This window comes from Paenibacillus barcinonensis, from assembly GCF_003217495.1.
Lineage (GTDB): Bacteria > Bacillota > Bacilli > Paenibacillales > Paenibacillaceae > Paenibacillus > Paenibacillus barcinonensis.
Genome location: NZ_QJSW01000028.1, coordinates 38892 through 64383, shown reverse-complemented (window position 1 = coordinate 64383; position 25492 = coordinate 38892). Strand labels below are relative to the sequence as shown.

Sequence of the window (25492 nt, the reverse complement as noted above, 5' to 3'; positions counted from 1 at the left end):
AGCTACCGTTTCCGGTAGTTGTCCCAAGCTTGAGGGCAGGTTGCCTACGTGTTACTCACCCGTCCGCCGCTAACCATCAGAGAAGCAAGCTTCTCTTCAAGTCCGCTCGACTTGCATGTATTAGGCATGCCGCCAGCGTTCGTCCTGAGCCAGGATCAAACTCTCCAATAAAGATGAATTCCGCAGCGTCGTTCAACGTTGTGCAACTCATCGGGGTATTGAAAAGAGCGATAAGCTCATTTTGAATCTGACGAGATTGTTAATCTCATTGTTGTTCCAGTTTTCATACAGCCAGATGGCTTGTACCAAAAACCTTCACGTTCATTCTGCAAGCAGAATGATTACTCACTCGTTGTTCAGTTTTCAAAGATCAAACATTCAATTTAATGCGTTGTTTTCATCATGTCGTCGTTTCAGCGGCGACTTTTATAATGTATCACATTCACATTATCTTTGCAAGACTTTTTTTGAAAACTTTTATTACAGTGATCAAAAATGCTTGTTTTAGCAATCCATTCCTTAAAAAAAGGAACGAAAATTAATTTACCATATCATATTAGAAAGGTCAACCCTATTTCGACAAAAACGCAGATTCTTTTTTCCCTCATGACTTCAGCTTCTTCTAACAAATGAAATGAATGAGAGGTGCAGGCTCTATCTGGATTGCCCCACCTCTTTTCACTTCGAATGAGTTTATATATTCAGCCTTACTTCACGGCCTGGACTTCTTCAACTTCCCACCTCTAGCATACTTGGATAACTCTTTAGGCGGGGCAAACCGTGCATACATGCGGAATACCGTCTTGTACCGACTGGCAATAGCATGTTTAATCTCCTGGTCAAGACGATGATCACTTAGATCAAACAGCATTTCATCCAATTCTTTGCGTAATACATAGTCCAGCTCTTTACATTCCTTCTCGTTAAATAGCATACCCAGCATTAAGAGTTCTCCTTTTTGTACATATCCTCTATAGTCACACTTGCGTTTTTCAGCAACATGATGGATTGGGGTTTGTCTGAAAACGCTGAAGAAAGCAGATTTTGCTGAATCTTCGTTCCAAGCCAGAATTTTTCCGCAGACGTGCCGGGGCACTTCAAGGGAAAGTGACGCAGCATGGGGCGAAAAGGCGGTAAAACATGCACTTCAGTAAGTTTCATAGCACTCCCTAACGATCTCTGATCTCCTGCTTGCCGAAACCCGTTTTATTGTTATGGTCAACTTTCTGGGAATTTATGAATGCTGGGTATCATAAATTTCACAAAACATTTATCCTCTTACAAGCGCATAGGTCAGTGTGCTCTCGATAATTGCAGCAACAAAAAGCAGGATGACCACCCAGAAGCTTGCTGTTACCGTCATTTTCGCAAACTCCTTCCACCGTGTACCGATCAATGCTCTCTTCTCTCCCCCCAATTGAGCAAGGCTGCTTATCGTTAAACCACCAAATTTTAATCCAAACGCACATGCAATAATAATTACCGGGATCTCGATAATTCCGTGAGGAAGTAAGCCTTTAACAACGATATCGAAAAAACTTGCTCCATGATTCATCGTTGTATGAACAACGAAACCGAGCACCATCCCGTTAATTAAAAGAAAAACAATGGGCAAGATGCCGAAGAAAATACCCGCATATATAACCAGCACACTCTTTATAGCGTTATTAAAAAAAATGAGCAGGAAGAAATTCCACTGTACATTCCCCCCTTGCTCCAGTTGTTGACTGACCTGGCGAAGCCCTTCAATCTGGTTCAGCAAGAGCTGCTCCAATGGCCCTGTGCTTACCCAGCCCGCTCCTATACCTACTGCAAACAGCAGGAAAGACCAGACTAATGCCCCCCGAATCTTGCTCATATCTCTCATAAATGCACTGAATTTTAACATAACAACCTCCTGTTGAACGAAATGATGGACAATCAATGATGTAAAACGAATAACTGAGCCGTACGAGCATACATTGAAAAGTAAACAAGCATTTCTTTATTGGGAGAGGGGCGCTTAGCGAAATGAACTCGTTCTATGTATTCAGCGGCAAAAAAATCAAACGTAACCTGATTGTGCTCGTTGCTGCCATCTTTGCAATCGGTATTATCTACCTGGAAAGCGGCAACGTGTCTGTATTTTCGGAGGAAGCACCTTCCGCCGTCTACAGTGTTCCAACCGATAAGAAGGTCATTGCACTTACCTTTGATATTAGCTGGGGTGATAAACGGACAGAGCCGATCTTGAAGGTGCTTCAGGATAATAAAGTGCAAAAGGCCACCTTTTTCCTATCCTCGCCCTGGAGCAAAACCCACCCTGAGATTGTCACCGCCATCAAGGACGCAGGGTACGAGATTGGCAGTCATGGCCACAGACACGAAAATTACAGCAGTTTGACTGAAGAGCAAATCCGTAAGGAAATTTCGACAGCTCACAGCATTTTAACCGATTTAACGGGAAAAGAACCGAAATTACTTCGTTTGCCTAATGGTGATTTTGATAAACGTGTGCTTCAGGTTGCGAGCAGTCTCAACTATCAGGTCGTGCAGTGGGATACCGATTCATTGGATTGGAAAAACCCTGGTGTACAGACGATTGTGGATCGCGTAGTCAGCAAAGCCCATCCGGGTGATATCGTGCTGCTGCATGCCAGCGACTCTTCGAAACAAACGCACGAAGCACTGCCCGTCATCATTGATAAGTTGAAAAATCAGGGCTATGATTTTGTGACTGTATCCGAGCTACTGAGCCACTCCAGTGTAGAGGGTAAAGAGGTCCGTGATCAAGCCAGCGGCCAATAGCGTGCAACAAAACAAGTAAAAGTTGAAAAGAGCTAACATCGTTAGCTCTTTTGGTGTTTATTTTTAAAAGATGACGCCTTATTCGTATTGACGCTTCTAGTGAAGCGTGCTATCTCTTATGCCCTGCTCTCCTTAATGGGTCTGCCCGCAGGCTCAGCCGATCCCTCTTCTGAATTATTGACCAGCTTGTGCAGAATTAGCATCTGGTATGCATTACACAGGAGCAAAGGGACCACAATAAAGATGGTAGCCGCGTTGACATCAATACGCAATACGCCGATGGTCTCCACTGAGGTAACCGCGATCATAAAAAAGAGTGTGGGCACCAGCGCGGAGATATGAGTTTGCTTTACTTTTACGTAAGCGGTAACAATTGCGGCCGCCAAAATGAGCAGTCCCAGTACAATATCCGAGATGCGCTCCCGCTCACCGCCAACAAAGAGCCGTAAAAACATAACATCCAGCAGTGCCAGCACGGTCAGCACAATCTGCACGATTTGCCACCCGCGTTTTGGAAATACACCTTTCCCCATATAATTTAATATGAGATATGCAAAGAAACCCATTTGTGAATATACGCTAATCATCACTCCGGAGCCAAACAGAATTAGAAGATACAGCATAAAATCAGCTATTCCGTTTGTTTTCTCCCCGTTTACCAGCATCATAATCAAGCCCGTGGCTAACGCTCCTGCGGCGCCAATCAGCAAGGCTGTCCAAAACAGGAAAAACCATCTACGCAAATTCAAATGTTTTCCACCCCCGAGAGTTTATTTTACCAACCTTCACAGCAAAAAACCATCATTGCTCAACATATTTCCCCCTTTCCCATCACATACTACATCCAGTATCTAATCAAGGAGGGATTGTACACATGAAACGGCCTATATGGCAGCTGTGCTGTACCGTGCTCGGGTTATCCGTCATGCTTGCCGGCTGCGGTTCAGATCAAAGTTCTTCGCCTCCTCAGGGCAGTTATAAAGAGATGAAAACGATGGTCGTTGATATTTTGAAAAGTGATGAAGGCAAAAAAGCAGTAGAAGAGGCTCTTACGGGACAAAGCTCATCCGGTGGGGGTGGGGGCGGCGGCTCCGAAGGAGGTGGAGGGTCTGGCGGGGGTTCAGGAACAGTTGGGATGAAAATGTTAATGCCTATGCAATCTTCGGAACAAATACGTATTGCCGTAAAAGATACCATCACCGCTCCTGAATACCAGAAGGAATTCGAGAAAATTATGACCGATCCGCAATTTGCGGGTGAATTCGCCAAAGCGATCAATGCGCAAAGCAAGCAGCTCCATATGCAGCTGATCAAAGACCCCACTTATCAAAAGTCCATAGCGGACATCATGAAATCACCTGAAGTGTCCAAAATGTTTATGGATATGACCAAAACTCCGGAATATCGCAAACAGACGATGACCGTTATGCAGGAAGTGATGCAGAATCCATTGTTCCGTATGGAAGTGCTCACTCTGCTGAAAAAAGTTGTACAAGAAGAGCTACAGCCTAAAACCGAAAGTGGTGGCGGGCAAAAGGGGCAGGAAGCCGGTGGTCAGGACAGTGGCGATGGTGGCAGTGGTGACTCCAGTGGTGGAGGCGGTTCATAAGTCAATTGTTTTGGCTTAACAAGCCAGCACACGATGCCAATTGAAAATGAACATAGTGTTGAGAAGAATGAAGATAATCGTTTGTGAAGAGAATGATGAATGATGGTAAAACTCGCTTGTGCTGATATCAAAAAAGCCTGCATTCCATTCAAAGGACGCAGGCTTTTTGTATGTGCTCTCACTAAAAATTGGACTCAATGTTGCGGGCAACCTCATCATAAATGGCCCCAATGGATGTTTCTGCCTTGTAAACAGACGGTGAGAAATCTGGTTCGGAAGGGTGGTTGTCCGGTGTTCCCAATGGAATCTGGGCAAGCAGTACGGTATGCAGACTCTCCGCCAGCCGTCCACCGCCACCACGTCCAAAGACATAGTCCTTCTCTCCACAGCTGCCACATTCGTAATACGCCATATTCTCAATAACACCAAGCAGTTCATGCTCCGTCTGAATCGCCATTGCGCCAGCTCGTGCGGCAACAAAGGCTGCCGTAGCATGCGGAGTTGTCACGATAATTTCTTTACTCTGCGGTAACATCTGATGCACATCTAGAGCTACATCGCCTGTTCCTGGTGGCAAATCAAGCAGCATATAGTCCAGTTCTCCCCATTGTACATCGGTGAAGAACTGACGCAGCATGCGGCCGAGCATCGGCCCGCGCCAAATGACAGGGTTATTTTCCCGGATGAAGAAACCCATTGACATGACTTTGACACCAAAACGTTCCACCGGCTGAATAACGCCATCTTCAACAACCGGATACTCCTCGATGCCCATCATATCAGGCACACTGAACCCATAAATGTCGGCATCAATGAGGCCAACCTTTTTCCCCTGACGAGCCAAAGCTGCCGCCAGGTTAACGGTAACGGTGGATTTACCAACCCCGCCTTTACCACTCGCCACAGCGATATATCGGACCCCGGACTCGGAACTGAGCAACTCATGACCATCCAGACCTGCTGCATGCCCTTTTACAAGCACCTCATCCTGATCCTGGGCCTGATCTCCCTGTCCTGCGTTAAGACTCTCACGGTCATGCTCAGACGCTACACGTATGCGAACGTGTACATCCTTCACCCCATGCTGAGCAAGCAGGTTACGCGCAGCATCCGTTAAAGCGGTTGCATCTTCTGGTCGATTCTCCAGTGTCATTATACTTAATGCCACATGATGTTCTTTCACCATAATGTCACGAATCCATCCCAGCTCCGTCAAGCTTCGTGCAAGCTGCGGTTCCTGTAATGGCTGTAAAATTTCAAGTATCTGTTCTTTAGATAACATCAGACAGCACCTCGGTTTTATCTATTGGCATGTATTAGGTATGCTGTTCCAATTATAGCACTACCTTTCTTCTTATGACTAACTTTTCGGACGTTCTCCTGCGGAATATCTGAGAATCCCGTTATAAATGGATGCCGCTACCTTGCGTTGATACGTTTCATCTGCAAGCATACGCGCCTCCTGAGGATGTGACAGAAAGCCAACTTCAACGAGTGCTGAAGGCATTTTCAGAGCCTGCAGCAGATAAACGGTATTCACCGTTTTGGCGATCCGATCTGTATTTTCCAGATTACGAATCATCTCAGCTTGCAGCAAATTTGCGAGTCCTTCATTATCGGGGTGATTCGGGGTGTAGAACACCTGTGCGCCGCTCCAGCGGTTGGAAGGTACACTATTCATATGAATACTGATAAACAGATCTGCTTGTTTGTCTTCAATGCGCCGTACTCTTTGCTTGAGATCCTCCGTTTTGCGCTTGGAATATCCCCTTGTGCCTTCATCGGCAAGATCCTTATCCATCTCACGAGTCATGACAACAAGTGCCCCGGCCTGCTGCAAATAGTCTCTCACATACAGCGCGATGGACAAGTTGATGTCCTTCTCGATAACCCCCTGTCTGCTTACAGCGCCGCCATCCGGTCCCCCATGTCCCGCATCAATGGCGATGACCTTGCCTGCCAATGGCAAACTCCAATAGCCCGACGTTTTGGCAGAAGGCATCTCATACGAAACAACGGCCACAAACATGGCCAACAAGCATAGACTGAGCATAACCCTCTTCACTGTCTTTAATCTGATCCAGACCACCAGATGTTTCCCCATGTTTTTGCGCATAAAAAAACCACCTCGTCCCTATAAATGACTCTAATCATCTATATGGGACAAGATGGACAAATATACCCTTACGAGTGGACTTGCTCTGCCATGCCCTCAATCAGCACTTCAGCAACCTCAGGACGTGTGAATTCCGGCGGCGGACACTGACCATCGCGCAGCAATGCGCGTACTTTGGTACCTGACAATGTCAGGTGGTGCTCCTTGCCATGTGGACATGTTTTGCTGGAAGCCATATTTCCACATTTCGTGCAGAAAAAGCTGTGCTCAAAAAACAGCGGTGTAATCCCTAGCTCCTCAGCTGTAAAATTAATGAAGATCTCCTGCGCCTCATACGTTCCATAATAATCCCCTACACCTGCATGATCACGACCAACGATAAAGTGGGTGCAGCCATAATTTTTACGTACCATCGCATGGAAAATCGCTTCCCGTGGTCCAGCGTACCGCATCGCCGCCGGGAATACCCCCAGAAACGCACGATCAGCAGGATAATAATTTTCCAGCAGCACCAGATAACTTTTCATCCGAACATCAGCAGGTACATCATCGGACTTCGTTTCGCCCACCAGCGGATTCAGAAAGAGGGCATCCACGATTTCCATCGCACTTTTCTGAATATACTCATGCGCACGGTGCACCGGATTACGAGTCTGAAAACCCACAACCGTTTTCCAGCCCTTTTCCTGAAAAATACGGCGTGTCTCTGCCGGGTCGTAATAGAACTCTTCGAACTTGGCCGGCTTCGGTCGATTTAACACCTGAATTGGACCTCCTACATAGGTTGCCGGGCGCTCCAGCAGCTTTTTCACACCGGGATGCTCTGGATCATCGGTTTTGAACACACGACGCGCTTCCTCTCCCTGATCCACCTCATAGATGCTTTGAACCTCAAGCAATCCGTAGGTCACCCCATCCTCTTCACCAACAAGGGCTACTGTTTCCCCCAGGCGAAGGACTGCAGCCTGTTGGGCATCGACAGCAAGTGTGATCGGTATGCTCCATACCGTACCATTTGCCAAGCGCATACGGGACACAACCGATTGATAATCCTCCTCGTTCATAAATCCTTCAAGCGGCGAGAAAGCACCTACACCGATCAAGTCGAGGTCGGAAATCGTCCAGGCATTAATACGCAGTGAGGAAAGGCTGTTGCTATCCTGCAGCAAACGTTCACGTTCTTCTCCTTGTACGACACGCTGTACCAGCGTACCTCCATGAGGCAGAATCGAAGTCATCTTGTCAGCTCCTTATATATCCATCCTTTTATTGTAATGCCATGCGCATCATCATCAAATGCTCCTTATACAGCTACGGGCAATTACGCCCTCATCAAACGTTTATTTGTGCAGACCACATTCCGTTTTGTCATTGCCAGACCAGCGTCCTGCACGTGGATCTTCACCAGGCATTACCTGACGTGTACAGTGCTCGCAGCCGATACTCGGATAGTTCTGATCGTGTAGCGGATTATATGTCACGTTATTGGCGCGAATGTATTCCCACACATCGTCACTCGTCCAATGTGCAATCGGGTTAAATTTCATCAGTCCAAATTTTGCATCATATTCAACCTTCTTTGCGTTCGCACGTGTTGGAGCCTGATCCCTGCGGATACCTGTAATCCAAGCATCGTACTGCGAAAGAATACGAGTTAACGGCTCTACCTTGCGAATATTACAGCAGGCATTAGGATCTGATTTCCACAGCTCTTCCCCGTGCCGGGCAGCCTGTTCTTCTGGTGTAATTTTAGGCGATACTTTTACAAAATCAAGGTTATACTTCTCCTGCATCCGGTCACGCGTATCATACGTTTCCTGGAAGTGAAAATCAGTATCCAGATAAAAAATATCCGTGGATGGGCTGATTTTTTGAAGCATATCTACGAGCACAACATCTTCAGCGCCGAAGCTGCACGCAAAAGTAATGTTTGGGAATGTTTCAATTGCATATCGAATAATATCCTCAGGACTTGCTTGCTCCAATTCCTCTGCTTTGGTCCGTGCGAGTTCTTCCTTTTCTAACAAATTCATAATTCCTTTTCCCCCATTCTTCATTTCAAAAACAATAAAATAAAGCCGACTAATCTAATATGAATTATGTATAGTATAAATCTTTCACTCGCTATGTCAATGCCTGCCATATGGTAAAATACAGCGACTGAACCCCATAAATAGTGGGCAATATTGAATATCATTTTAGTGTCATTTAAGCATCTTCAACATGTACAGACAAAATCGTTTAAAGGCGAGGTGGCTAATCACGAATACATCACAAACCATAAAATGGCCTAAACCTTTGCTACTACTGGATTTTCAAGATGACTAGCATAATCAAACAACCATTCCATAATGTCTGATTGGGCTTAAAAGAAGAGCAAGATATCCGATTTTCTACTATCGGCTGGATACGTTATGCATTTTCAAATGTAAGAAGCCTTTATCGTATTCATAAGAAAGACTGATAACCAGGAATTCACGTATAACGTTCGCGTGAAGTATATCGTTAGTGACGACTACTGGGTTTCAAGATTGATGTAAGCAGTGAATATGCTATTCGACGTTTTGGTAAAAGTTAGTGATATGATTAATCTAGTCTTGTCCGCAACAAAAAAAGCCCTTGGCCGAGGGCCAAGAGCTTTGAAAAATCTTAACGTTTGGAGAACTGAGGTGCGCGACGAGCCGCTTTAAGACCGTATTTTTTACGCTCTTTCATACGTGGGTCACGAGTCAGGAATCCTGCTTTTTTCAGGGATGCACGGTATTCTGGATCTGCTTTAAGCAGAGCGCGGGAGATACCATGACGGATCGCGCCGGCTTGACCGGAGATACCGCCACCATGAGCGATAACCAAAACGTCATAGTTAGTGAGCGTTTCTGTCAAAGTCAGTGGTTGTTTTACGATCAGTTTAAGTGTTTCCAAACCGAAGTATTCATTAATATCACGTTTATTGATGACAATGCGTCCTTCACCCGGTACAAGGCGAACACGTGCTACCGAATGTTTACGACGACCTGTCCCATAGTATTGTACTTGTGCCATGAAACTGTCCTCCTTTTAATTAACCGCGAAGTTCGTAAACTTCTGGTTTTTGTGCTGCGTGTGGATGCTCAGTGCCTCTGTACGCTTTAAGTCTCAGCTTCATTTTCTCGCCCATGCGAGTTTTAGGAAGCATACCGCGAACAGCCAATTCCAACATACGTTCAGGTTTGTTTTTAACCATCTCTTCTGCAGTAGTTACTTTCAAACCACCTGGGTGCATCGAGTGACGGTAGTATTTTTTACCTTGCATTTTTTTACCAGTCAATACAATTTTCTCTGCATTGATGATAACAACGAAATCGCCAGTGTCCACATGTGGAGTGAATTGTGGCTTATGTTTGCCGCGGATCAAAGCAGCTGCTTCGCTCGCCAAACGTCCGAGGGTTTTGCCTTCAGCATCAATGATGTGCCATTGGCGCTCAACTTCGTTAGGCTTCGCCATGTACGTAGTACGCATGAAAAGTTCCTCCTTAAATGTTCAAAATCATCATTTTTCATTTATCTTCGTTCGTTAAGTGATAACTTTAGGTGTTGATGGATAGTTGTTGCGATGTGAACATCTTAATTGGGGCTGTGGGAAAGCCATTAAGAAAACACAACTTTTATATTACATGATAGGCGATTAAATCGCAAGTATAAATTAAGCTTTTTACTCACCAAATTTAATCTTTTTTGTATTCAAGGTCCCAGAGCATCAAACCGCAGCTAACCGCAGTAGGTCCTGCGGCAGAACGATTGCATGCAGCAATCATATTCGGCACATCAGAGGCTTTCCGTTTGCCCTCTCCGATCTCCAGCAGCGTTCCTACAATGATCCTTACCATATGCTGCAAAAAGCCGTTACCACTCACGTAGATGTGAATGACGCCTTGATCGCGCGGATGGTCTCTGCACATTGAACGGTCCACTTCTATCCATGCTTCGTACACCGAACGTACATGATTCTCTTTCTGCGACTTGCGTGAAGCAAAGGATGTAAAGTCATATGTGCCTATGAAATGACGCAGGCCCTCTTCCATAGCAGCGATGTCCAGCTTTGCATGGTGGTGATGCTGCAGTCTTCGGTTAAAGACATCCGGGAATTGATTTGCATTGACCGTGTATCGATAGGTTTTCTTTTTCGCTGCATAACGAGAATGGAAATCTAGCGGTACCTCAATTGCATCAATAACAACAATATCGGATGGCAATCTCGAATTGAGTGCGATACACCAGCGCTCTACCGGGATCTGTGATGCTGTAGGAAAATTGAAAATTTGTCTGCGAGCATGAACGCCTGCATCCGTTCGACCTGACCCTGTGATCTTAATCGTCTCACCAGTCAAGGCACGAATGGCATCTTCGAGGTGGTCCTGAATGGTATTGCCTCCTGGCTGTACTTGAAAGCCGTAATAGGCCGTTCCGTCGTAAGTGACCGTCATACATAAGTTGCGCATATTACCACACCTTTGTTCCATACTATACATAAGCCTATCCCGAACAGCAAAAGAAGCCCCTTACGGAGCTTCATTTACAGCACGAATTCGAAATGAAGTGAAAAAAAGGGTTGACCCAGAATCGTCAGATTCTGTCCCCTTTCCTCATCTCATCTGTTTTACGCGCGGTCTACCAGTTCCAAGTAAACCATAGGCGCTGCGTCACCACGACGAGGTCCCAGCTTCAGGATACGTGTGTATCCGCCTGGACGCTCAGCGTAACGATCGGACAAATCGCTAAACAGTTTTTGGATTGCATCTTGCTCACCATCAATTGTTTCGCGGCGAACATAAGCTGCCACTTGGCGACGGGCATGAAGATCTCCCTTTTTCGCTTTAGTGATCAGTTTTTCAGCAATAGAGCGAACCTCTTTTGCTTTCGCTTCAGTTGTCTGAATGCGCTCGTATAAGAACAGGTCGGTTACCAGGTCACGGAACAAAGCTTTACGTGCGCTGGAATTACGGCCCAACTTTTGGTATGCCATTGTTTTCCCTCCTTCACTTCAAGCACTCAGCTGTCTATTCTTCTGTACGAAGTCCCAATCCCAGTTCCTCAAGCTTCTCTTGAACTTCTTCCAAAGACTTGCGTCCGAGGTTACGGACTTTCATCATGTCTTCTTCCGTTTTCGTGGTCAGCTCTTGTACGGTATTAATACCAGCACGTTTGAGGCAGTTGTAGGAACGAACAGAGAGATCCAGCTCTTCGATCGTCATTTCGAGTACTTTTTCTTTTTTGTCTTCTTCTTTTTCAACCATGATCTCTGCATCCTTCGCTTCGTCTGTAAGACCCACGAAGAGCATCAGATGCTCGGTCAAAATTTTAGCGCCAAGGCTTACAGCCTCTTCAGGACGAATACTTCCGTCAGTCCAAACTTCCAACGTGAGCTTGTCATAGTTGGTTACTTGGCCTACACGCGTATTTTCCACAGCGTAGTTTACACGGCTGATCGGGGTGAAGATGGAATCGACAGGGATGACGCCGATCGGCTGGTCATCGCGTTTATTCCGATCTGCCTGGACGTAGCCGCGACCGCGATTGGCAAAAATACGCATGTGAAGTCTCGAACCTGGTCCAAGCGTAGCAATGTGAAGATCCGGGTTAAGGATTTCAACATCGGAATCAGCACGAATATCTCCAGCCGTGATTGCTCCTTCGCCTTCAGCATCAATCTCGAGCACTTTCTCCTCATCAGAGTGAATTTTGAGCGATAAAGCTTTCAGGTTAAGGATAATCTCTGTTACGTCTTCCATTACGCCAGGAACTGTAGCAAATTCATGCAGAACGCCATCGATTTGAACCGAAGACACTGCCGCACCCGGCAGTGACGAGAGCAGGATTCGGCGAAGCGAGTTTCCAAGCGTCGTACCGTATCCGCGCTCTAGCGGTTCTACTACGAATTTCCCATAGGTGCCATCATCGTTGACGTCTACCGTCTCAATTTTCGGCTTTTCGATTTCTATCACTGCAATACCCCTCCTTCAAAACGTCGGTCCTCTATGAAACATTTACCTTCTCTTGCGAAAACATGTAGTAGTATGCCTAAACAACCATTATTAGCAGATTGTGCCGGAAGTATACCACACGCAGGGGCAAATCTCATTAGACACGACGACGTTTTGGAGGACGGCATCCGTTATGCGGGACTGGAGTTACGTCTTTGATCAGGTTAACTTCAAGACCAGCAGCTTGCAAAGAGCGGATCGCTGCTTCACGGCCTGCGCCTGGTCCTTTAACCATAACCTCAACGGATTTCATCCCATGTTCCATTGCAGCTTTGGCAGCAGTCTCAGCAGCCATTTGTGCAGCAAACGGAGTCGATTTACGGGAACCTCTGAATCCGAGGCCGCCTGAGCTTGCCCACGAAATCGCATTTCCGTGAGGGTCCGTAATAGTAACGATAGTGTTATTGAAAGTGGAGCGGATATGTGCCACGCCAGATTCAATATTTTTACGGTCACGACGTTTAGTACGTACGACTTTTTTCGGTTTAGCCATTTTCTCTTATCCCCCCTTATTATTTCTTCTTGTTCGCTACTGTACGACGAGGACCCTTACGAGTACGAGCATTCGTTTTCGTACGTTGTCCACGAACAGGCAGACCACGACGATGACGAACTCCACGGTAACAACCGATCTCCGTCAAACGTTTAATATTCAAAGAGATTTCACGACGCAGGTCACCTTCTACTTTGACCTCTTTGTCGATACTTTCACGCAATTTGCTGACTTCATCTTCCGTCAAATCACGAACACGAGTGTCCGGATTGATGCCTGTAGAGCTCAGAATTTTCTGGGAAGTCGTTTTACCGATTCCGAAAATATAAGTCAAGGCGATCTCAACGCGCTTATCACGTGGCAAATCCACACCAGCTATACGTGCCATTTTACGCTACACCCCCTTCATTAACCTTGTTTTTGTTTGTGTTTCGGATTTTCACAGATAACCATTACATTCCCTTTGCGGCGAATGACTTTGCATTTTTCGCAAATCGGCTTGACCGAAGGTCTTACCTTCATGTGAATTACCTCCTCAAAGTTTTGCTTAGCAAAACCCTCTTCGTAAGCATTGACCTTGTTCTACTATTGTAAAACCGGCTTCGAAGCTTTCGCAAGTTTTGCCGGGCAAAACCCGCTTCATAAGCTTCACAGTTCATTGCAACTGTCTACTACTATTTACGGTAAGTTATACGACCTTTTGTTAGATCATAAGGCGATAACTGAACAACTACTTTGTCTCCAGTCAGGATACGGATGAAGTGCATCCGTAATTTCCCGGAAACGTGAGCGAGAATTTGATGACCATTCTCAAGCTCAACCTTGAACGTTGCATTCGGTAGCGGTTCAAGAACCGTACCTTCCACTTCAATGACATCTTCCTTGGCCATTAGTCAGTCTCCTTTCTCTTCAGCTTGAATGTTGGTGGATTCCAGAAAAGAATGAACCGCATAGCGGAGCTTTCCGTTTGTCACCCGACCACTCTCGTTTAAACTGTTTACAACCTCATTGCTAATCATGGGCTGAAGTTCAAGATGAAGAATGTTCTTCTTCTTGGGTTGGTCAAACTTTCGTTTGTCTCCATCCGCTATATATACGAACCTACTGTCCACTATAGCAACAATTACTGCGGCTTGGTCCGCATTGCGGCCTTTACGGATCTTCACAAGTTGACCGAGCTGCGGATTCGACGGATTGTTCATGCCTAATCACCTACGCATTCAGTTTTGTGAAAATTTCCATACCATCAGATGTAACTGCTACGGTGTGTTCAAAGTGGGCGCATAACGATCCATCAACTGTTACGACAGTCCAGTTATCTTCCAACGTTTTCACATACCGTCTGCCTGCGTTAACCATAGGTTCAATGGCCAGCACCATACCAGCCTTTAGCCTTGGTCCACGATCAGGAAGACCATAGTTCGGAATTGATGGCTCCTCGTGCAGATCCGCTCCAATGCCGTGACCGACATATTCACGAACGACGGAGAACCCCTCATCTTCGATATATTTCTGAATTGCATGAGATATTGTAAACAAGCGAACGTCTGGTTTTACCAGCGCCAGACCTGCGTATAACGAAGCCTCGGTGACGTCCAGAAGACGACGGGCTTCTTCGGAAATACGGCCGACTGGATAGGTCCAGGCAGAATCTCCATGATACCCCTGGTACTGCGCGCCAATGTCAAACGTAACGATATCGCCCTCGTTCAACTTGCGTTTGCCGGGAAATCCATGTACCAACTCTTCATTCACTGAAGCGCACACACTGGCAGGGAAACCGTTATAACCTTTGAAAGACGGCACAGCTCCTTGACTGCGGATATATTGATCAGCCATATGGTCAAGTTCACCAGTCGTAATACCGGGAGCGATATGCTCTGCCAAGAGACGATGCGTTTCCGCAACAATTCTCCCCGCTTCCCTCATCAAACCCAGTTCCGTTTCGGACTTACCAATGATCATCAATTAACCTCTCAACAAGGACACGATTTCTTGAGAAACTTGATCGATATCCTGTTCTCCGTCAATTTGACGAAGAAGATCTTTAGTTTCGTAGAACGTGAGGAGTGGTGCTGTTTTGTTGATATATTCGTCCAAACGAGTGCCTACGCTCTCTTCATTATCATCAGAACGCTGATACAGCTCGCCGCCGCATTTATCACAGATACCTTCCTGCTTCGGTGGATTAAATACGACATGATACGTGGAGCCACAGTTTTTACAAATGCGACGCCCCGTCAAACGAGCGAGCAATTTGTTGCGATCCACTTTCAGGTTGATCACATGATCAAGACCTGAGTTCAGTCGTGCCAGTATGCCATCCAGCGCTTCTGCTTGAGACAGGGTTCTTGGAAATCCATCCAAGAGAAAACCTTCTCTGCAGTCCGCTTGCTGCAAACGTTCTTCAACGATGCCGATGGTTACATCATCTGGTACAAGTAATCCTTGATCCATATATTCCTTGGCTTTCAGGCCAATGGGAGTTCCCTGTTTAATCGCGAGACGAAATGCATCGCCTGTTGAAATATGGGGAATACCGAACTCTTTCACAATGACGTCTGCTTGCGTACCTTTTCCTGCCCCCGGAGGGCCCATGAATAGGATGTTCACGTTATGTCACTCCCTCCAAGACTACCCTACATCAACAAACAGCACAATAGGTGCCGGCAAGTAAATCTTTACTCAACCGGAACCTATTGCCTATTTATTGATAAAACCTTTGTAGTGGCGTTTGATCAATTGGCTTTCGATTTGCTTCATCGTATCCAGCGCTACACCGATAACGATCAGGAGGGATGTTCCTCCAATTTGCGCTGATTGAGGCAAACCAGAAAGTGCCCCTAAGAATACAGGCAGAACGGAAATGACAGCCAAGAAGATGGCTCCGGCCATTGTCAAACGAGTCATGACACGGGTCAGATATTTCTCGGTTGCTTTACCCGGGCGAATGCCTGGGATGTAACCGCCGTTCTTTTTCATATTATCAGCCATCTGCTGAGGATTCATCTGTACAAACGTATAGAAGAATGTGAATCCAAAGATCATCACAACATACAGCACCATACCAAGAGGTTTGTGTGTAGTCAAGTTTTGACCGATCCACTGTGCCCAACCTTGATTAGCCCAGAAGTTGGCGATAATCGTTGGGAACATCAACAGCGATGATGCGAAGATGACAGGGATAACACCAGCTGCATTAATCTTCAGCGGGATATGTGTATTCTGTCCACCGTACATTTTGTTACCCACGACACGTTTAGCGTACTGTACCGGAATTTTCCGAATCGCCTGTTGGATGTATATGACCCCGATGATAATCAGCACGATGACAATCGCGATGATCACAGCTTTCAGGATGTTCATAAACAACTGATCAGGTTGAATGAAGTCGGACTCGATGGTTTGTTTGATAATGTTAGGTACTGTTGACAAGATACCTGCAAAGATCAAAATCGAAATTCCGTTTCCGATGCCCTTCTCGGTGATCTGCTCACCAAGCCACATCAAGAATGAAGTACCGGCCGTAAGTACAATCGCGATCAAGATATAATCTGCAAATGTTGCGTTAGGAACCATCTCTGTATTGTACAAGCGGTTAAATCCGATCGACGTACCAAACGCTTGAATCAATGCAAGCCCGATGGTTAAATAACGGGTCAATTGTGCTGATTTTTTCTTACCTTGTTCACCTTGCTTTGCCCACTCCGCTAATTTAGGAATAACGTCCATGGAAAGCAACTGTACTATGATAGACGCAGTGATGTAAGGAACGATCCCGAGTGCAAATATCGAGAACTGGAACAGTGCTCCACCCGAGAACGTATTGAGAAGTCCAAAAACTTCTTTACCCGCAGAATTTGTCGCTTCGAACACATCTTTGTTAACACCCGGAACGGGAACAAAGGAGCCGATGCGGTAAATGATCAGTACAAAAAGGGTAAATAATACCCTTTTGCGCAGATCCTCAACCCGCCAGATATTCTTTAGGGTCTTGAACATTAAATCACCTCGGTTGTACCGCCGGCAGCTTCGATTTTCTCTACCGCAGATTGAGAAAACTTATTAGCTTTAACAGTCAGCTTCACAGTGACTTCACCGTTACCCAGGATTTTGATTCCGGATTTAGCGTTTTTCACAACGCCATTCGTCATCAAGAATTCTGGAGTTACTTCAGTACCCGCAGGCAAACTGTTCAGGTCTTCGATATTAACAACTGCATATTCTTTGCGAGTTGGGTTTACGAAACCGCGTTTCGGCAAGCGACGATACAGTGGATTTTGTCCACCTTCGAAGCCTGGACGAACACCACCGCCAGAACGAGCGTTTTGTCCTTTATGACCGCGACCTGATGTTTTACCTGTACCACTACTTGGACCGCGACCAACACGTTTGCGTTCTTTACGCGATCCAGGAGATGGTGAAAGCTCATGTAACTTCATCGTTCGTTGCACCTCCTTAAAGATTTGTGGGATTATTCCCGTTTATTAAGCTTCTACTTCTTTAACAGCTACCAAGTGACTCACTTTGTTAATCATACCACGGATGGCTGGATTATCGTTTTGAATCACTTTGCTGTTGATTTTGCGCAATCCCAATGTTTTCACAGTTGTTCTTTGCGTCTCCGGACGTCCGATCAAGCTACGGACGAGGGTAATTTCTAATTTAGCCATGAGAATTCCCTCCTAACCCAGAAGCTCTTCGACGGATTTTCCGCGCAGTTTAGCCACGTCTTCAGCACGCTTCAAACGGGACAAACCTTCCAAAGTCGCATTGACCATGTTCATGGAATTCGAAGAACCCAGAGATTTTGTCAAAATGTCACCCACACCAGCAAGTTCGAGAACCGCACGTACAGGACCACCAGCGATAACACCAGTACCTTCAGATGCTGGTTTCAACAGAACGCGTCCTGCGCCGAACTTACCTGTTACCAAGTGAGGAATCGAAGTTCCTACGAGTGGAACGTGTACAAGGTTTTTCTTAGCATCTTCAATACCTTTGCGAATTGCATCAGGTACTTCGCCCGCTTTACCGATACCCGCTCCAACCCAGCCGTTGCCGTCGCCGACTACAACCAGTGCGCTAAAGCTGAAACGGCGTCCGCCTTTTACTACTTTAGCTACGCGATTAATGTTTACTACTCTTTCAGACAGTTCCAAAGTATTCGGATCTACACGCAAGTCGTTAACCTCCTTTTGAAAAATATCTTAAAACTCAAGTCCTGCTTCACGAGCCGCTTCAGCCAATGCTGCGATACGACCATGGTACAGATATCCGCTACGGTCAAATACGATGTTGGAAACACCTTTGTCTTTCGCACGTTTAGCAACGAGTTCGCCAACTTTGCGAGCAGATTCAACAGATGCACCGTTTTTGATGTCACCGCTCAATTCTTTGTCTACAGTAGACGCGGAAGCGATCGTTACACCAGCTACATCATCGATGATTTGAGCGTACATATGTTTACCAGAACGGAATACGTTCAAACGAGGACGTGCTGCCGTTCCTTGGATTTTTTTACGAACGCGCAAGTGTCTTTTCAGACGAGCCTTGTTTTTATCTGGTTTCGTAATCATCTCAGGGATTCACTCCTTTCAGGTTACCTCGCTGGCTTCAAGCCGGAAGCCACGGGGTATATTAGAAACAAACGAAGCAAGCAAGCCGAAAGCCGCGAAAAGGCGGTAAGAGAAATCTTATTTCTTCTTACCGGCTTTACCTTCCTTACGGATGATACGCTCGCCTTCATATTTAATACCTTTACCTTTGTACGGCTCAGGTTCACGAACGGAACGAATTTTAGCAGCGTAAGCACCTACGCGCTCTTTATCGATACCGCGAACGATGATTTTTGTGTTCGAAGGTACTTCGAACTCAATTCCCGCTTCCGGTGTAATTTCAACCGGGTGAGAGTATCCAACGTTCAGAACGATTTTATCTCCGGATTTGCTTGCACGATATCCGACCCCAACCAGCTCCAGAGATTTTGCGAATCCTTCAGTTACGCCGCTCACCATATTGCTGACAACGCTGCGTGTTGTGCCGTGCAAAGAACGGTGAGTTTTGTTATCGGAAGGACGCACAACTGTAATTTCGTTGTTTTCAACTGTAACCTTCATGTCTTTGTGAAGTTCACGAGTTAAAGTTCCTTTTGGTCCTTTTACCGTAATAACGGAATTGTCCAAAGTGATGTCTACACCACTTGGTACTGTAATTGGTTTGCGACCAATACGAGACATGTGTTGCACCTCCTATCTTGTGACGTTATATTACCAAACGTAGCAAACGACTTCTCCACCGGATTTTGCTTGACGAGCTTCTTTGTCCGTCATAACACCTTTGGATGTCGAGATGATCGCGATACCCAAGCCGCCAAGTACGCGAGGTACTTCATTGCTTTTCGTGTAAACACGAAGACCAGGTTTACTGATTCTTTTCAGACCAGTGATAACGCGCTCGTTATTTTGACCGTATTTCAGGAAAACACGGATAATCCCTTGTTTGTTATCTTCGATAAATTCAGCGTCACGGATGAAACCTTCGCGCTTCAAGATATCGGCGATTTGTTTTTTCATTGTCGAAGCAGGCATTTCTACCGTTTCGTGACGAACAGTGTTCGCGTTACGAATACGAGTAAGCATATCTGCAATTGGATCAGACATAGTCATTGTGAGTTAACCTCCTTCCCGTTCAGGACTTTTTACCAGCTTGCTTTTTTCACGCCAGGGATCTGGCCTTTATAAGCTAATTCACGGAAGCAAATTCTGCAAATTTTGAACTTTTGCAGTACCGAATGTGGACGACCGCAACGCTCACAGCGTGTATAAGCACGTACTTTAAACTTTGGTGTACGTTGTTGTTTAACTTTCATCGAAGTTTTTGCCACTTTAGCCTGACACCTCCTAAATAATTTCGGAGAAAAGGGAGTCTTTCCAGACACCCGGAACGTTTATGCCAACATTATTTAACGAAAGGCATTCCCAGTTGCGTGAGCAACTCGCGGGACTCTTCGTCTGTTTTCGCCGTTGTTACGATGACAATATCCATACCGCGGACTTTGTCTACTTTATCATACTCAATCTCTGGGAAGATCAATTGCTCTTTCAGACCCAGAGTGTAGTTACCGCGACCATCGAACGCTTTGCTCGATACACCACGGAAGTCACGTACACGTGGAAGTGTAACGTTGAACAATTTATCGAGGAAGTAGTACATACGCTCGCCGCGCAATGTTACTTTCACACCGATAGGCATGTTCTCACGCAGTTTGAAACCTGCGATAGATTTTTTTGCACGAGTGATGACAGGTTTTTGACCTGCGATCAGTTGCAAATCGTTTACTGCGGAATCCAACACTTTGGAGTTTTGGACAGCGTCGCCCACACCCATGTTGATAACGATTTTCTCGATTTTCGGCACTTGCATTACCGTTGTATAGTTAAACTTCTGCATCAAAGCAGGAGCAATTTCTTGCTGGTAACGTTCTTTCATTCTTGCTGCCATGAATCATAGCCCTCCTTTCTCAATCGGTTCAATTAGTCGATGATTTCTCCGGAACGTTTTGCAACGCGCACTTTCTTTCCGTTATCCAACACTTTGTAACCGATACGGGTTACTTTTCCGCTCTTTGGATCGATGTGCATCACGTTGGAAACGTGAATCGGAGCTTCCTTCTCGATAATGCCGCCTTGCGGGTTTTGCTGGTTAGGCTTCTGGTGTTTTTTCACCATGTTAACACCTTCCACAAGGACGCGGTTTTCACGAGGATAAGCAGCGATGACACGGCCTTTTTTGCCTTTGTCTTTACCGCTGATCACCATAACCGTATCTTCCTTTTTAACGTGAAGTTTGTTGTTATGGGATTCCAGAACTTTTTTCACTCTTGGCATTTCGTACACCTCCTGTTTCTAAACATCACGAGCTTAATCTATTAGATAACCTCTGGGGCCAAGGAAACGATTTTCATGAAGTCTTTCTCGCGAAGTTCACGAGCAACAGGTCCGAAAATACGTGTTCCACGTGGGCTTCTGTCGTCTTTTACAACAACAGCTGCATTTTCATCAAAACCGATGTAGGAACCGTCTTTACGACGTACAGAACGTTTCGTACGAACGACAACCGCTCTAACTACATCACCTTTTTTGACAACGCCGCCTGGTGTTGCTTGTTTTACAGAACAAACGATCAGATCACCGATTTGAGCTGTACGACGTCCCGTACCGCCGAGTACGCGGATACACATCAATTCCTTCGCACCGGAGTTGTCGGCTACAGTCAAACGTGTAAATGGTTGAATCATTTAGTATTCCTCCTTCCAGCTATGCTGATCATGCAATTAGATGATAACCGCTTTTTCAACGACTTCAGTAAGTCTCCAGCGTTTATCTTTCGAAAGCGGACGAGTCTCCATGATTTTCACCGTGTCACCGATTTTCGCAGTGTTTTCTTCGTCATGCGCTTTGAATTTTTTAGTGTACTTGATACGTTTATGGTACAAGTCGTGTTTTTTGTAGGTTTCTACAGCAACAACGATCGTTTTGTCCATTTTATCACTGACCACTTTACCGATTTGCACTTTACGTGCGTTACGTTCTTCGCTCATTGTTGGCCTCCTTCCTGATTACGGACGGAATATATCCGACCTCTGATTAACCGATTCCCAGTTCTCTTTCACGGATGATGGTTTTAGCACGAGCTATTTCTTTCCGCACATCACGGATTCGAGTCGGGTTATCCAGCTGACCGGTAGCGAGTTGAAAGCGGAGATTAAAGAGTTCTTCTTTAAATCCGGCAATCTTTTGCTCGATTTCAGCAGAGGTTAGGTTGCGAAATTCACTAGCTTTCATTTGCTTCACCACCCAATTCTTCACGTTTCACGAACTTCGTTTTGATTGGCAGTTTGTGAGCGGCAAGACGCATTGCTTCGCGAGCAACATCCTCCGGTACACCAGCAAGTTCAAACATGATCTTACCTGGTTTCACTACTGCTACCCATTTTTCTACGTTACCTTTACCGCTACCCATCCGAACCTCGAGAGGCTTTTGAGTGATTGGTTTGTCAGGGAAAATTTTGATCCAGACTTTACCACCACGTTTGATGTAACGAGTCATCGCAATACGAGCCGCTTCGATCTGACGGTTCGTAATCCAAGCCGGTTCCGTAGCTTGCAGACCATATTCGCCAAAGTTCAGTGTTGTTCCACCTTTTGCTTGGCCCTTCATATGTCCGCGTTGTTGCTTACGGTGTTTTACGCGTTTTGGTACCAACATGATTAGTTGCCTCCTTCCTTAGCAGCTTGTTTCTTAGCCGTAGGAAGAACCTCTCCACGATAGATCCATACTTTTACGCCGATACGTCCGTAAGTTGTATGTGCCTCTGCTGTACCGTAGTCGATATCAGCACGCAGTGTGTGCAGTGGAACAGTTCCTTCGCTGTAGCCTTCAGAACGTGCAATCTCAGCACCGCCAAGACGTCCGCCTACTTGAGTTTTAATACCTTTAGCACCGGAGCGCATCGTTCTTTGAATAGCTTGTTTCAACGCACGACGGAAAGAAACACGACGTTCCAATTGTTGTGCAATGCTTTCTGCTACCAGGATTGCGTCCAGGTCTTGGTTTTTAATTTCAGAGATGTTGATGTGTACTTTTTTACCGCCAGCAATTTTCGTAATTTGGTTACGAAGATTTTCAACTTCAGATCCACCTTTACCGATTACCATACCTGGTTTCGCAGTGTGAATCGTTACGTTTACGCGGTTAGCTGCTCTCTCAATTTCCACACGAGATACAGCGGAGTCTTTCAATTTATTTTTGAGGAATTCACGAATTTTCACGTCTTCCATCAAAAGATCACCGAAGTCTTTGCCTGCATACCATTTAGACTCCCAGTCACGGATAACTCCGACACGGAGTCCGACTGGATTTACCTTTTGGCCCACACGTTTTCCCTCCTTCTACTTTTCAGATACCACCAAAGTGATGTGGCTAGTACGTTTGTTAATACGACTTGCACGTCCCATTGCACGAGGGCGGAAACGTTTCATCGTTGGTCCTTGGTTTACATAAACTTGCGAGATCACCAAGTTATTAACATCCAAAGAATAGTTATGTTCCGCATTCGCAATAGCGGAGTTAAGCAACTTCTCAACAACCGGAGAAGCGGATTTCGGAGTGTGACGGAGAATGGCAACCGCCTCACCTACTTGCTTGCCGCGAATCAAGTCAACAACGAGTTGAACTTTACGAGGAGCAATCCGGATAAACTTAGCATGTGCTTTTGCTTCCATTGTGTAACCTCCTCTCAAACATTAGAGATGTTCATTTATCTTCTAGTTTTCTTGTCATCATCAGTATGGCCTTTGTACGTACGGGTTGGAGCGAACTCACCCAGTTTGTGTCCGACCATGTCCTCAGTTACATACACTGGCACGTGTTTACGACCGTCGTAAACGCCAAATGTGTGTCCGATGAATTGTGGGAAAATTGTAGAACGACGGGACCAGGTTTTGATTACGTTCTTCTTGCCTGATGCTTCCATCTCTTCTACCTTCTTGAGCATGTAGCCATCAATGAATGGCCCTTTTTTCAAACTGCGACTCATGTGGAGATCCTCCCTTCAAACATAGCTTTTATGCATCCGTAGATGCCTCACGAAGTTATGCACAGTGTGTATTACTTCGTGCGGCGACGGATGATGTATTTATCAGAAGCTTTATTTTTCTTACGCGTTTTGTAACCAAGAGTAGGTTTACCCCATGGTGACATTGGCGATTTACGTCCGATAGGAGCACGACCTTCACCACCACCGTGAGGGTGATCGTTAGGGTTCATTACCACACCACGAACCTCAGGACGTTGACCCAACCAACGGCTACGACCGGCTTTACCGATTTTGATAAGCTCGTGGTCTTGGTTACCAACAGATCCGATTGTCGCGCGGCAAACTTTCAAAATACGACGAACTTCTCCGGAAGAGAGACGAACAGAAACGTATTTTTCTTCTTTACCAAGCAATTGAGCTTCAGTACCGGCTGCACGAACCAATTGTCCGCCTTTACCTGGTTTCAACTCGATGTTGTGGATAACAGTACCTACTGGAATGTTTTCGAGTGGCAGTGCGTTACCGATTTTGATGTCTGCGTCTGGACCAGAGAATACTTGATCTCCAACTTTCAGACCTTTAGGAGCGATGATGTAACGTTTCTCACCATCAGCATAGTGAATCAACGCAATGTTGGAAGTACGGTTCGGGTCATACTCGATTGTAGCAACGCGGCCCGGTATTCCATCTTTAGTACGTTTGAAGTCAATGATACGGTATTTACGTTTGTGTCCACCACCATGGTGACGAACTGTAATTTTACCTTGGTTGTTGCGGCCTGCTTGTTTGCTCAGTGGGGCCAACAACGATTTCTCCGGCTTATCTGTGGTAATTTCCTCAAATGTAGAAACGGACATGTTCCGTCTTGCCGGGGATGTTGGTTTATACTTTTTGATTGGCACTAGTTTTCCCTCCTTACTTCAAAAATTTCAATTATACAGTTTCAAAGAACTCAAGCGCTTTGCTGTCTTGCGTCAGCGTTACAAACGCTTTTTTCCATTCGCTTGTATATCCGGAATAACGTCCGTACCGTTTCGGTTTAGCTGGAACACGAAGAGTGTTCACGTTTTTCACTTTTACGCCGAAAATAGCTTCAACCGCTTTTTTGATCTCGGTTTTGTTTGCACGGATATCGACTTCAAATACATATTTCAAGTCGTTCATCATGTCAGCAGTACGTTCCGTAATAATCGGACGTTTAACAATATCACGAGGATCCTTCATTACGCGAGCACCTCCTCTACCTTCTGAACTGCTTCTTTCGTAATGATCAGTTTGTCGTGCCCAAGCACGTCAAGAACATTAATGCCGTCAGCAGCTACGAATTTCACGCCAGGAATATTCCGTGCGGAAAGAGCTACATTATCATCATAGCTAGGTGCTACGATCAAAGCTTTGCGGCCTACTTTGAGGTTATTCAAGATAGCTGCAAATTCTTTAGTTTTAGGAGAGCTCAGAGTCAGAGCATCCAAAACGATAATGTCATTGTCTTGCACTTTGGATGAAAGTGCTGATTTGATCGCCAAACGGCGAACTTTCTTAGGCAGTTTGTACGCATAGCTCCGTGGAGTCGGACCAAATACGATACCGCCGCCTTTCCATTGTGGAGAACGAATCGAACCTTGACGAGCGCGACCTGTACCTTTTTGTTTCCAAGGCTTACGTCCACCGCCACGTACTTCAGAACGTCCTTTTACTTTGTGGGTACCTTGACGAAGGGAAGCGCGTTGCATAAGAACTGCATCGTACAGAACGTGTTGATTCGGTTCAATTCCGAATACAGCATCATTCAATTCAACTTCACCTACTTGGCTACCATCTACATTGTAAACTGATACTTTTGGCATTTTGTGTTCCTCCTTTCTTC

42 protein-coding genes and 1 rRNA gene are annotated in these 25492 nt (G+C 45.7%); 2 read left to right on the top strand and 41 right to left on the bottom strand.

What is annotated here, in order from left to right; translation table 11 throughout:
- From DFQ00_RS25770 to DFQ00_RS25755, 4 genes are all read right to left on the bottom strand, one after another.
- Nucleotides 1-171: ribosomal RNA gene (locus DFQ00_RS25770) — 16S ribosomal RNA — on the bottom strand; the annotation flags it as partial.
- 541 nt (nucleotides 172-712) lie between these two features.
- Nucleotides 713-943, bottom strand: a complete 231-nt coding sequence (locus DFQ00_RS25765; protein ID WP_110899305.1) for a hypothetical protein — start codon at nucleotides 941-943, stop codon at nucleotides 713-715.
- A complete protein-coding gene (locus DFQ00_RS25760; RefSeq protein WP_110899304.1) occupies nucleotides 943-1161 on the bottom strand; it encodes a hypothetical protein in 219 nt (72 codons plus the stop codon). Before DFQ00_RS25760 ends, DFQ00_RS25765 begins: the two co-directional genes overlap by 1 nt.
- Nucleotides 1162-1270: 109 nt before the next feature.
- A complete protein-coding gene (locus DFQ00_RS25755; RefSeq protein ID WP_110899303.1) occupies nucleotides 1271-1888 on the bottom strand; it encodes a stage II sporulation protein M in 618 nt (205 codons plus the stop codon).
- Nucleotides 1889-2010: 122 nt separating this feature from the next.
- Between DFQ00_RS25755 and pdaB the strand changes: the two genes are divergently transcribed.
- Nucleotides 2011-2787 (top strand): polysaccharide deacetylase family sporulation protein PdaB, encoded by a 777-nt coding sequence (gene pdaB, locus DFQ00_RS25750; RefSeq protein ID WP_110899302.1) that lies wholly within the window; start codon nucleotides 2011-2013, stop codon nucleotides 2785-2787.
- 116 nt (nucleotides 2788-2903) lie between these two features.
- Here pdaB and DFQ00_RS25745 read toward each other — a convergent pair whose 3' ends face one another.
- On the bottom strand, nucleotides 2904-3536 hold the full coding sequence (locus DFQ00_RS25745) for a KinB-signaling pathway activation protein (protein WP_110899301.1): 633 nt from the start codon (nucleotides 3534-3536) through the stop codon (nucleotides 2904-2906).
- 125 nt (nucleotides 3537-3661) lie between these two features.
- On the opposite strand from DFQ00_RS25745, the gene gerD reads away from it, so the two are divergent.
- On the top strand, nucleotides 3662-4396 hold the full coding sequence (gerD, locus tag DFQ00_RS25740) for a spore germination lipoprotein GerD (protein WP_110899300.1): 735 nt from the start codon (nucleotides 3662-3664) through the stop codon (nucleotides 4394-4396).
- 181 nt (nucleotides 4397-4577) lie between these two features.
- Here gerD and DFQ00_RS25735 read toward each other — a convergent pair whose 3' ends face one another.
- The 36 genes from DFQ00_RS25735 to rplD form a co-directional block, all read right to left on the bottom strand.
- A complete protein-coding gene (locus DFQ00_RS25735) occupies nucleotides 4578-5678 on the bottom strand; it encodes an Mrp/NBP35 family ATP-binding protein (RefSeq protein WP_110899299.1) in 1101 nt (366 codons plus the stop codon).
- A 78-nt stretch (nucleotides 5679-5756) separates the two neighbouring features.
- Nucleotides 5757-6512 carry an N-acetylmuramoyl-L-alanine amidase CwlD gene (gene cwlD / locus DFQ00_RS25730; protein ID WP_110899298.1) on the bottom strand — a complete coding sequence of 252 codons (756 nt, stop codon included), beginning with the start codon at nucleotides 6510-6512 and terminating at the stop codon, nucleotides 5757-5759.
- A gap of 68 nt (nucleotides 6513-6580) precedes the next feature.
- Nucleotides 6581-7750, bottom strand: coding sequence for a sulfate adenylyltransferase (gene sat / locus DFQ00_RS25725; protein WP_110899297.1), 1170 nt, complete (start codon nucleotides 7748-7750; stop codon nucleotides 6581-6583).
- 102 nt (nucleotides 7751-7852) lie between these two features.
- On the bottom strand, nucleotides 7853-8545 hold the full coding sequence (locus DFQ00_RS25720) for a phosphoadenylyl-sulfate reductase (RefSeq protein WP_110899296.1): 693 nt from the start codon (nucleotides 8543-8545) through the stop codon (nucleotides 7853-7855).
- 616 nt (nucleotides 8546-9161) lie between these two features.
- Nucleotides 9162-9554 (bottom strand): 30S ribosomal protein S9, encoded by a 393-nt coding sequence (gene rpsI / locus DFQ00_RS25715; RefSeq protein ID WP_090924661.1) that lies wholly within the window; start codon nucleotides 9552-9554, stop codon nucleotides 9162-9164.
- A gap of 19 nt (nucleotides 9555-9573) precedes the next feature.
- Complete coding sequence (gene rplM, locus DFQ00_RS25710) at nucleotides 9574-10011, bottom strand: 50S ribosomal protein L13 (RefSeq protein ID WP_024633564.1); 438 nt, start codon at nucleotides 10009-10011, stop codon at nucleotides 9574-9576.
- Between the two features lie 205 nt (nucleotides 10012-10216).
- Complete coding sequence (gene truA / locus DFQ00_RS25705; protein ID WP_110899295.1) at nucleotides 10217-10990, bottom strand: tRNA pseudouridine(38-40) synthase TruA; 774 nt, start codon at nucleotides 10988-10990, stop codon at nucleotides 10217-10219.
- Between the two features lie 158 nt (nucleotides 10991-11148).
- The gene (gene rplQ, locus DFQ00_RS25700) at nucleotides 11149-11514 is read right to left on the bottom strand and encodes a 50S ribosomal protein L17 (protein WP_110899294.1); all 366 of its coding nucleotides are present in this window, start codon (nucleotides 11512-11514) and stop codon (nucleotides 11149-11151) included.
- Nucleotides 11515-11548: 34 nt separating this feature from the next.
- Entirely contained in the window at nucleotides 11549-12493 is a 945-nt protein-coding gene (locus tag DFQ00_RS25695; RefSeq protein ID WP_024633566.1) for a DNA-directed RNA polymerase subunit alpha, read from the bottom strand.
- A gap of 136 nt (nucleotides 12494-12629) precedes the next feature.
- Complete coding sequence (gene rpsK, locus DFQ00_RS25690) at nucleotides 12630-13025, bottom strand: 30S ribosomal protein S11 (RefSeq protein ID WP_068537278.1); 396 nt, start codon at nucleotides 13023-13025, stop codon at nucleotides 12630-12632.
- Nucleotides 13026-13044: 19 nt separating this feature from the next.
- The gene (rpsM, locus tag DFQ00_RS25685; protein WP_095293406.1) at nucleotides 13045-13413 is read right to left on the bottom strand and encodes a 30S ribosomal protein S13; all 369 of its coding nucleotides are present in this window, start codon (nucleotides 13411-13413) and stop codon (nucleotides 13045-13047) included.
- Nucleotides 13414-13433: 20 nt separating this feature from the next.
- On the bottom strand, nucleotides 13434-13547 hold the full coding sequence (gene rpmJ, locus DFQ00_RS25680) for a 50S ribosomal protein L36 (protein WP_003333770.1): 114 nt from the start codon (nucleotides 13545-13547) through the stop codon (nucleotides 13434-13436).
- A 152-nt stretch (nucleotides 13548-13699) separates the two neighbouring features.
- Nucleotides 13700-13915, bottom strand: a complete 216-nt coding sequence (infA, locus tag DFQ00_RS25675) for a translation initiation factor IF-1 (protein WP_017692098.1) — start codon at nucleotides 13913-13915, stop codon at nucleotides 13700-13702.
- A gap of 3 nt (nucleotides 13916-13918) precedes the next feature.
- Nucleotides 13919-14227 carry a KOW domain-containing RNA-binding protein gene (locus tag DFQ00_RS25670; protein ID WP_110899293.1) on the bottom strand — a complete coding sequence of 103 codons (309 nt, stop codon included), beginning with the start codon at nucleotides 14225-14227 and terminating at the stop codon, nucleotides 13919-13921.
- 10 nt (nucleotides 14228-14237) lie between these two features.
- A complete protein-coding gene (map, locus tag DFQ00_RS25665; protein ID WP_110899292.1) occupies nucleotides 14238-14990 on the bottom strand; it encodes a type I methionyl aminopeptidase in 753 nt (250 codons plus the stop codon).
- Between the two features lie 3 nt (nucleotides 14991-14993).
- Nucleotides 14994-15638, bottom strand: coding sequence for an adenylate kinase (locus tag DFQ00_RS25660; RefSeq protein ID WP_110899291.1), 645 nt, complete (start codon nucleotides 15636-15638; stop codon nucleotides 14994-14996).
- Between the two features lie 90 nt (nucleotides 15639-15728).
- Complete coding sequence (gene secY, locus DFQ00_RS25655) at nucleotides 15729-17027, bottom strand: preprotein translocase subunit SecY (RefSeq protein WP_110899290.1); 1299 nt, start codon at nucleotides 17025-17027, stop codon at nucleotides 15729-15731.
- On the bottom strand, nucleotides 17027-17467 hold the full coding sequence (gene rplO, locus DFQ00_RS25650; protein ID WP_110899289.1) for a 50S ribosomal protein L15: 441 nt from the start codon (nucleotides 17465-17467) through the stop codon (nucleotides 17027-17029). The genes secY and rplO overlap by 1 nt, the downstream gene beginning before the upstream one ends.
- A gap of 45 nt (nucleotides 17468-17512) precedes the next feature.
- A complete protein-coding gene (gene rpmD, locus DFQ00_RS25645; RefSeq protein ID WP_090924668.1) occupies nucleotides 17513-17698 on the bottom strand; it encodes a 50S ribosomal protein L30 in 186 nt (61 codons plus the stop codon).
- A gap of 12 nt (nucleotides 17699-17710) precedes the next feature.
- Nucleotides 17711-18208, bottom strand: coding sequence for a 30S ribosomal protein S5 (gene rpsE, locus DFQ00_RS25640; protein WP_024633574.1), 498 nt, complete (start codon nucleotides 18206-18208; stop codon nucleotides 17711-17713).
- Nucleotides 18209-18235: 27 nt separating this feature from the next.
- Entirely contained in the window at nucleotides 18236-18604 is a 369-nt protein-coding gene (rplR, locus tag DFQ00_RS25635; RefSeq protein ID WP_110899288.1) for a 50S ribosomal protein L18, read from the bottom strand.
- Nucleotides 18605-18721: 117 nt separating this feature from the next.
- Nucleotides 18722-19264, bottom strand: coding sequence for a 50S ribosomal protein L6 (gene rplF / locus DFQ00_RS25630; protein ID WP_110899287.1), 543 nt, complete (start codon nucleotides 19262-19264; stop codon nucleotides 18722-18724).
- A 30-nt stretch (nucleotides 19265-19294) separates the two neighbouring features.
- Nucleotides 19295-19693 carry a 30S ribosomal protein S8 gene (gene rpsH, locus DFQ00_RS25625; RefSeq protein ID WP_110899286.1) on the bottom strand — a complete coding sequence of 133 codons (399 nt, stop codon included), beginning with the start codon at nucleotides 19691-19693 and terminating at the stop codon, nucleotides 19295-19297.
- 32 nt (nucleotides 19694-19725) lie between these two features.
- Nucleotides 19726-19911, bottom strand: coding sequence for a type Z 30S ribosomal protein S14 (locus DFQ00_RS25620; RefSeq protein ID WP_013312154.1), 186 nt, complete (start codon nucleotides 19909-19911; stop codon nucleotides 19726-19728).
- 74 nt (nucleotides 19912-19985) lie between these two features.
- A complete protein-coding gene (rplE, locus tag DFQ00_RS25615; RefSeq protein ID WP_110899285.1) occupies nucleotides 19986-20528 on the bottom strand; it encodes a 50S ribosomal protein L5 in 543 nt (180 codons plus the stop codon).
- A gap of 32 nt (nucleotides 20529-20560) precedes the next feature.
- Nucleotides 20561-20914: a 50S ribosomal protein L24 gene (gene rplX, locus DFQ00_RS25610; protein ID WP_090924672.1), complete on the bottom strand. Its 354-nt coding sequence runs from the start codon at nucleotides 20912-20914 to the stop codon at nucleotides 20561-20563.
- A 41-nt stretch (nucleotides 20915-20955) separates the two neighbouring features.
- Complete coding sequence (gene rplN / locus DFQ00_RS25605) at nucleotides 20956-21324, bottom strand: 50S ribosomal protein L14 (RefSeq protein ID WP_024633579.1); 369 nt, start codon at nucleotides 21322-21324, stop codon at nucleotides 20956-20958.
- Between the two features lie 36 nt (nucleotides 21325-21360).
- Nucleotides 21361-21627, bottom strand: coding sequence for a 30S ribosomal protein S17 (gene rpsQ / locus DFQ00_RS25600; protein WP_110899284.1), 267 nt, complete (start codon nucleotides 21625-21627; stop codon nucleotides 21361-21363).
- Nucleotides 21628-21673: 46 nt separating this feature from the next.
- Nucleotides 21674-21871, bottom strand: a complete 198-nt coding sequence (gene rpmC / locus DFQ00_RS25595; RefSeq protein WP_017692083.1) for a 50S ribosomal protein L29 — start codon at nucleotides 21869-21871, stop codon at nucleotides 21674-21676.
- Complete coding sequence (gene rplP / locus DFQ00_RS25590; protein ID WP_024633581.1) at nucleotides 21861-22295, bottom strand: 50S ribosomal protein L16; 435 nt, start codon at nucleotides 22293-22295, stop codon at nucleotides 21861-21863. The genes rpmC and rplP overlap by 11 nt, the downstream gene beginning before the upstream one ends.
- Nucleotides 22296-22297: 2 nt before the next feature.
- On the bottom strand, nucleotides 22298-22963 hold the full coding sequence (gene rpsC, locus DFQ00_RS25585) for a 30S ribosomal protein S3 (RefSeq protein WP_110899283.1): 666 nt from the start codon (nucleotides 22961-22963) through the stop codon (nucleotides 22298-22300).
- A gap of 15 nt (nucleotides 22964-22978) precedes the next feature.
- A complete protein-coding gene (gene rplV / locus DFQ00_RS25580) occupies nucleotides 22979-23311 on the bottom strand; it encodes a 50S ribosomal protein L22 (RefSeq protein ID WP_110899282.1) in 333 nt (110 codons plus the stop codon).
- Between the two features lie 35 nt (nucleotides 23312-23346).
- Entirely contained in the window at nucleotides 23347-23625 is a 279-nt protein-coding gene (gene rpsS / locus DFQ00_RS25575) for a 30S ribosomal protein S19 (protein ID WP_056697694.1), read from the bottom strand.
- Between the two features lie 71 nt (nucleotides 23626-23696).
- Entirely contained in the window at nucleotides 23697-24527 is an 831-nt protein-coding gene (rplB, locus tag DFQ00_RS25570; RefSeq protein ID WP_076292169.1) for a 50S ribosomal protein L2, read from the bottom strand.
- 31 nt (nucleotides 24528-24558) lie between these two features.
- Entirely contained in the window at nucleotides 24559-24849 is a 291-nt protein-coding gene (rplW, locus tag DFQ00_RS25565) for a 50S ribosomal protein L23 (protein ID WP_110899281.1), read from the bottom strand.
- Nucleotides 24849-25472, bottom strand: coding sequence for a 50S ribosomal protein L4 (gene rplD / locus DFQ00_RS25560; protein WP_110899280.1), 624 nt, complete (start codon nucleotides 25470-25472; stop codon nucleotides 24849-24851). Before rplD ends, rplW begins: the two co-directional genes overlap by 1 nt.
- Nucleotides 25473-25492: the final 20 nt, after the last annotated feature.

Excerpts from the sequence above, each read along its gene's own strand:
- rpmJ (WP_003333770.1), bottom strand. The coding sequence starts at position 13,547 with ATGAAGGTAAGACCTTCGGTCAAGCCGATTTGCGAAAAATGCAAAGTC.
- gerD (WP_110899300.1), top strand. The coding sequence starts at position 3,662 with ATGAAACGGCCTATATGGCAGCTGTGCTGTACCGTGCTCGGGTTATCC.
- rplV (WP_110899282.1), bottom strand. The coding sequence starts at position 23,311 with ATGGAAGCAAAAGCACATGCTAAGTTTATCCGGATTGCTCCTCGTAAA.
- secY (WP_110899290.1), bottom strand. The coding sequence starts at position 17,027 with ATGTTCAAGACCCTAAAGAATATCTGGCGGGTTGAGGATCTGCGCAAA.
- rplD (WP_110899280.1), bottom strand. The coding sequence starts at position 25,472 with ATGCCAAAAGTATCAGTTTACAATGTAGATGGTAGCCAAGTAGGTGAA.
- rplW (WP_110899281.1), bottom strand. The coding sequence starts at position 24,849 with ATGAAGGATCCTCGTGATATTGTTAAACGTCCGATTATTACGGAACGT.
- rpmD (WP_090924668.1), bottom strand. The coding sequence starts at position 17,698 with ATGGCTAAATTAGAAATTACCCTCGTCCGTAGCTTGATCGGACGTCCG.
- DFQ00_RS25765 (WP_110899305.1), bottom strand. The coding sequence starts at position 943 with ATGCTGGGTATGCTATTTAACGAGAAGGAATGTAAAGAGCTGGACTAT.
- rplN (WP_024633579.1), bottom strand. The coding sequence starts at position 21,324 with ATGATTCAACCATTTACACGTTTGACTGTAGCCGACAACTCCGGTGCG.
- pdaB (WP_110899302.1), top strand. The coding sequence starts at position 2,011 with ATGAACTCGTTCTATGTATTCAGCGGCAAAAAAATCAAACGTAACCTG.
- DFQ00_RS25670 (WP_110899293.1), bottom strand. The coding sequence starts at position 14,227 with ATGAACAATCCGTCGAATCCGCAGCTCGGTCAACTTGTGAAGATCCGT.
- rplR (WP_110899288.1), bottom strand. The coding sequence starts at position 18,604 with ATGATTACGAAACCAGATAAAAACAAGGCTCGTCTGAAAAGACACTTG.
- map (WP_110899292.1), bottom strand. The coding sequence starts at position 14,990 with ATGATCATTGGTAAGTCCGAAACGGAACTGGGTTTGATGAGGGAAGCG.
- rpsQ (WP_110899284.1), bottom strand. The coding sequence starts at position 21,627 with ATGAGCGAAGAACGTAACGCACGTAAAGTGCAAATCGGTAAAGTGGTC.
- rpsI (WP_090924661.1), bottom strand. The coding sequence starts at position 9,554 with ATGGCACAAGTACAATACTATGGGACAGGTCGTCGTAAACATTCGGTA.
- infA (WP_017692098.1), bottom strand. The coding sequence starts at position 13,915 with ATGGCCAAGGAAGATGTCATTGAAGTGGAAGGTACGGTTCTTGAACCG.
- rplE (WP_110899285.1), bottom strand. The coding sequence starts at position 20,528 with ATGGCAGCAAGAATGAAAGAACGTTACCAGCAAGAAATTGCTCCTGCT.
- rpmC (WP_017692083.1), bottom strand. The coding sequence starts at position 21,871 with ATGAAAGCTAGTGAATTTCGCAACCTAACCTCTGCTGAAATCGAGCAA.
- rplX (WP_090924672.1), bottom strand. The coding sequence starts at position 20,914 with ATGCCAAGAGTGAAAAAAGTTCTGGAATCCCATAACAACAAACTTCAC.
- DFQ00_RS25720 (WP_110899296.1), bottom strand. The coding sequence starts at position 8,545 with ATGAATTTGTTAGAAAAGGAAGAACTCGCACGGACCAAAGCAGAGGAA.
- rpsH (WP_110899286.1), bottom strand. The coding sequence starts at position 19,693 with ATGACTATGTCTGATCCAATTGCAGATATGCTTACTCGTATTCGTAAC.
- rplP (WP_024633581.1), bottom strand. The coding sequence starts at position 22,295 with ATGTTGGTACCAAAACGCGTAAAACACCGTAAGCAACAACGCGGACAT.
- truA (WP_110899295.1), bottom strand. The coding sequence starts at position 10,990 with ATGCGCAACTTATGTATGACGGTCACTTACGACGGAACGGCCTATTAC.
- rpsK (WP_068537278.1), bottom strand. The coding sequence starts at position 13,025 with ATGGCTAAACCGAAAAAAGTCGTACGTACTAAACGTCGTGACCGTAAA.
- rplQ (WP_110899294.1), bottom strand. The coding sequence starts at position 11,514 with ATGGCATACCAAAAGTTGGGCCGTAATTCCAGCGCACGTAAAGCTTTG.
- rpsM (WP_095293406.1), bottom strand. The coding sequence starts at position 13,413 with ATGGCACGTATAGCTGGTGTGGATTTGCCACGTGATAAGCGCGTTGAG.
- rplM (WP_024633564.1), bottom strand. The coding sequence starts at position 10,011 with ATGCGTACTACGTACATGGCGAAGCCTAACGAAGTTGAGCGCCAATGG.
- rplF (WP_110899287.1), bottom strand. The coding sequence starts at position 19,264 with ATGTCTCGTATTGGTCGCAAACCAATTACAGTACCAAGTGGTGTAGAC.
- DFQ00_RS25735 (WP_110899299.1), bottom strand. The coding sequence starts at position 5,678 with ATGTTATCTAAAGAACAGATACTTGAAATTTTACAGCCATTACAGGAA.
- rpsS (WP_056697694.1), bottom strand. The coding sequence starts at position 23,625 with ATGAGTCGCAGTTTGAAAAAAGGGCCATTCATTGATGGCTACATGCTC.
- rplO (WP_110899289.1), bottom strand. The coding sequence starts at position 17,467 with ATGAAGTTACATGAGCTTTCACCATCTCCTGGATCGCGTAAAGAACGC.
- DFQ00_RS25755 (WP_110899303.1), bottom strand. The coding sequence starts at position 1,888 with ATGTTAAAATTCAGTGCATTTATGAGAGATATGAGCAAGATTCGGGGG.
- sat (WP_110899297.1), bottom strand. The coding sequence starts at position 7,750 with ATGACTTCGATTCTGCCTCATGGAGGTACGCTGGTACAGCGTGTCGTA.
- DFQ00_RS25760 (WP_110899304.1), bottom strand. The coding sequence starts at position 1,161 with ATGAAACTTACTGAAGTGCATGTTTTACCGCCTTTTCGCCCCATGCTG.
- cwlD (WP_110899298.1), bottom strand. The coding sequence starts at position 6,512 with ATGCGCAAAAACATGGGGAAACATCTGGTGGTCTGGATCAGATTAAAG.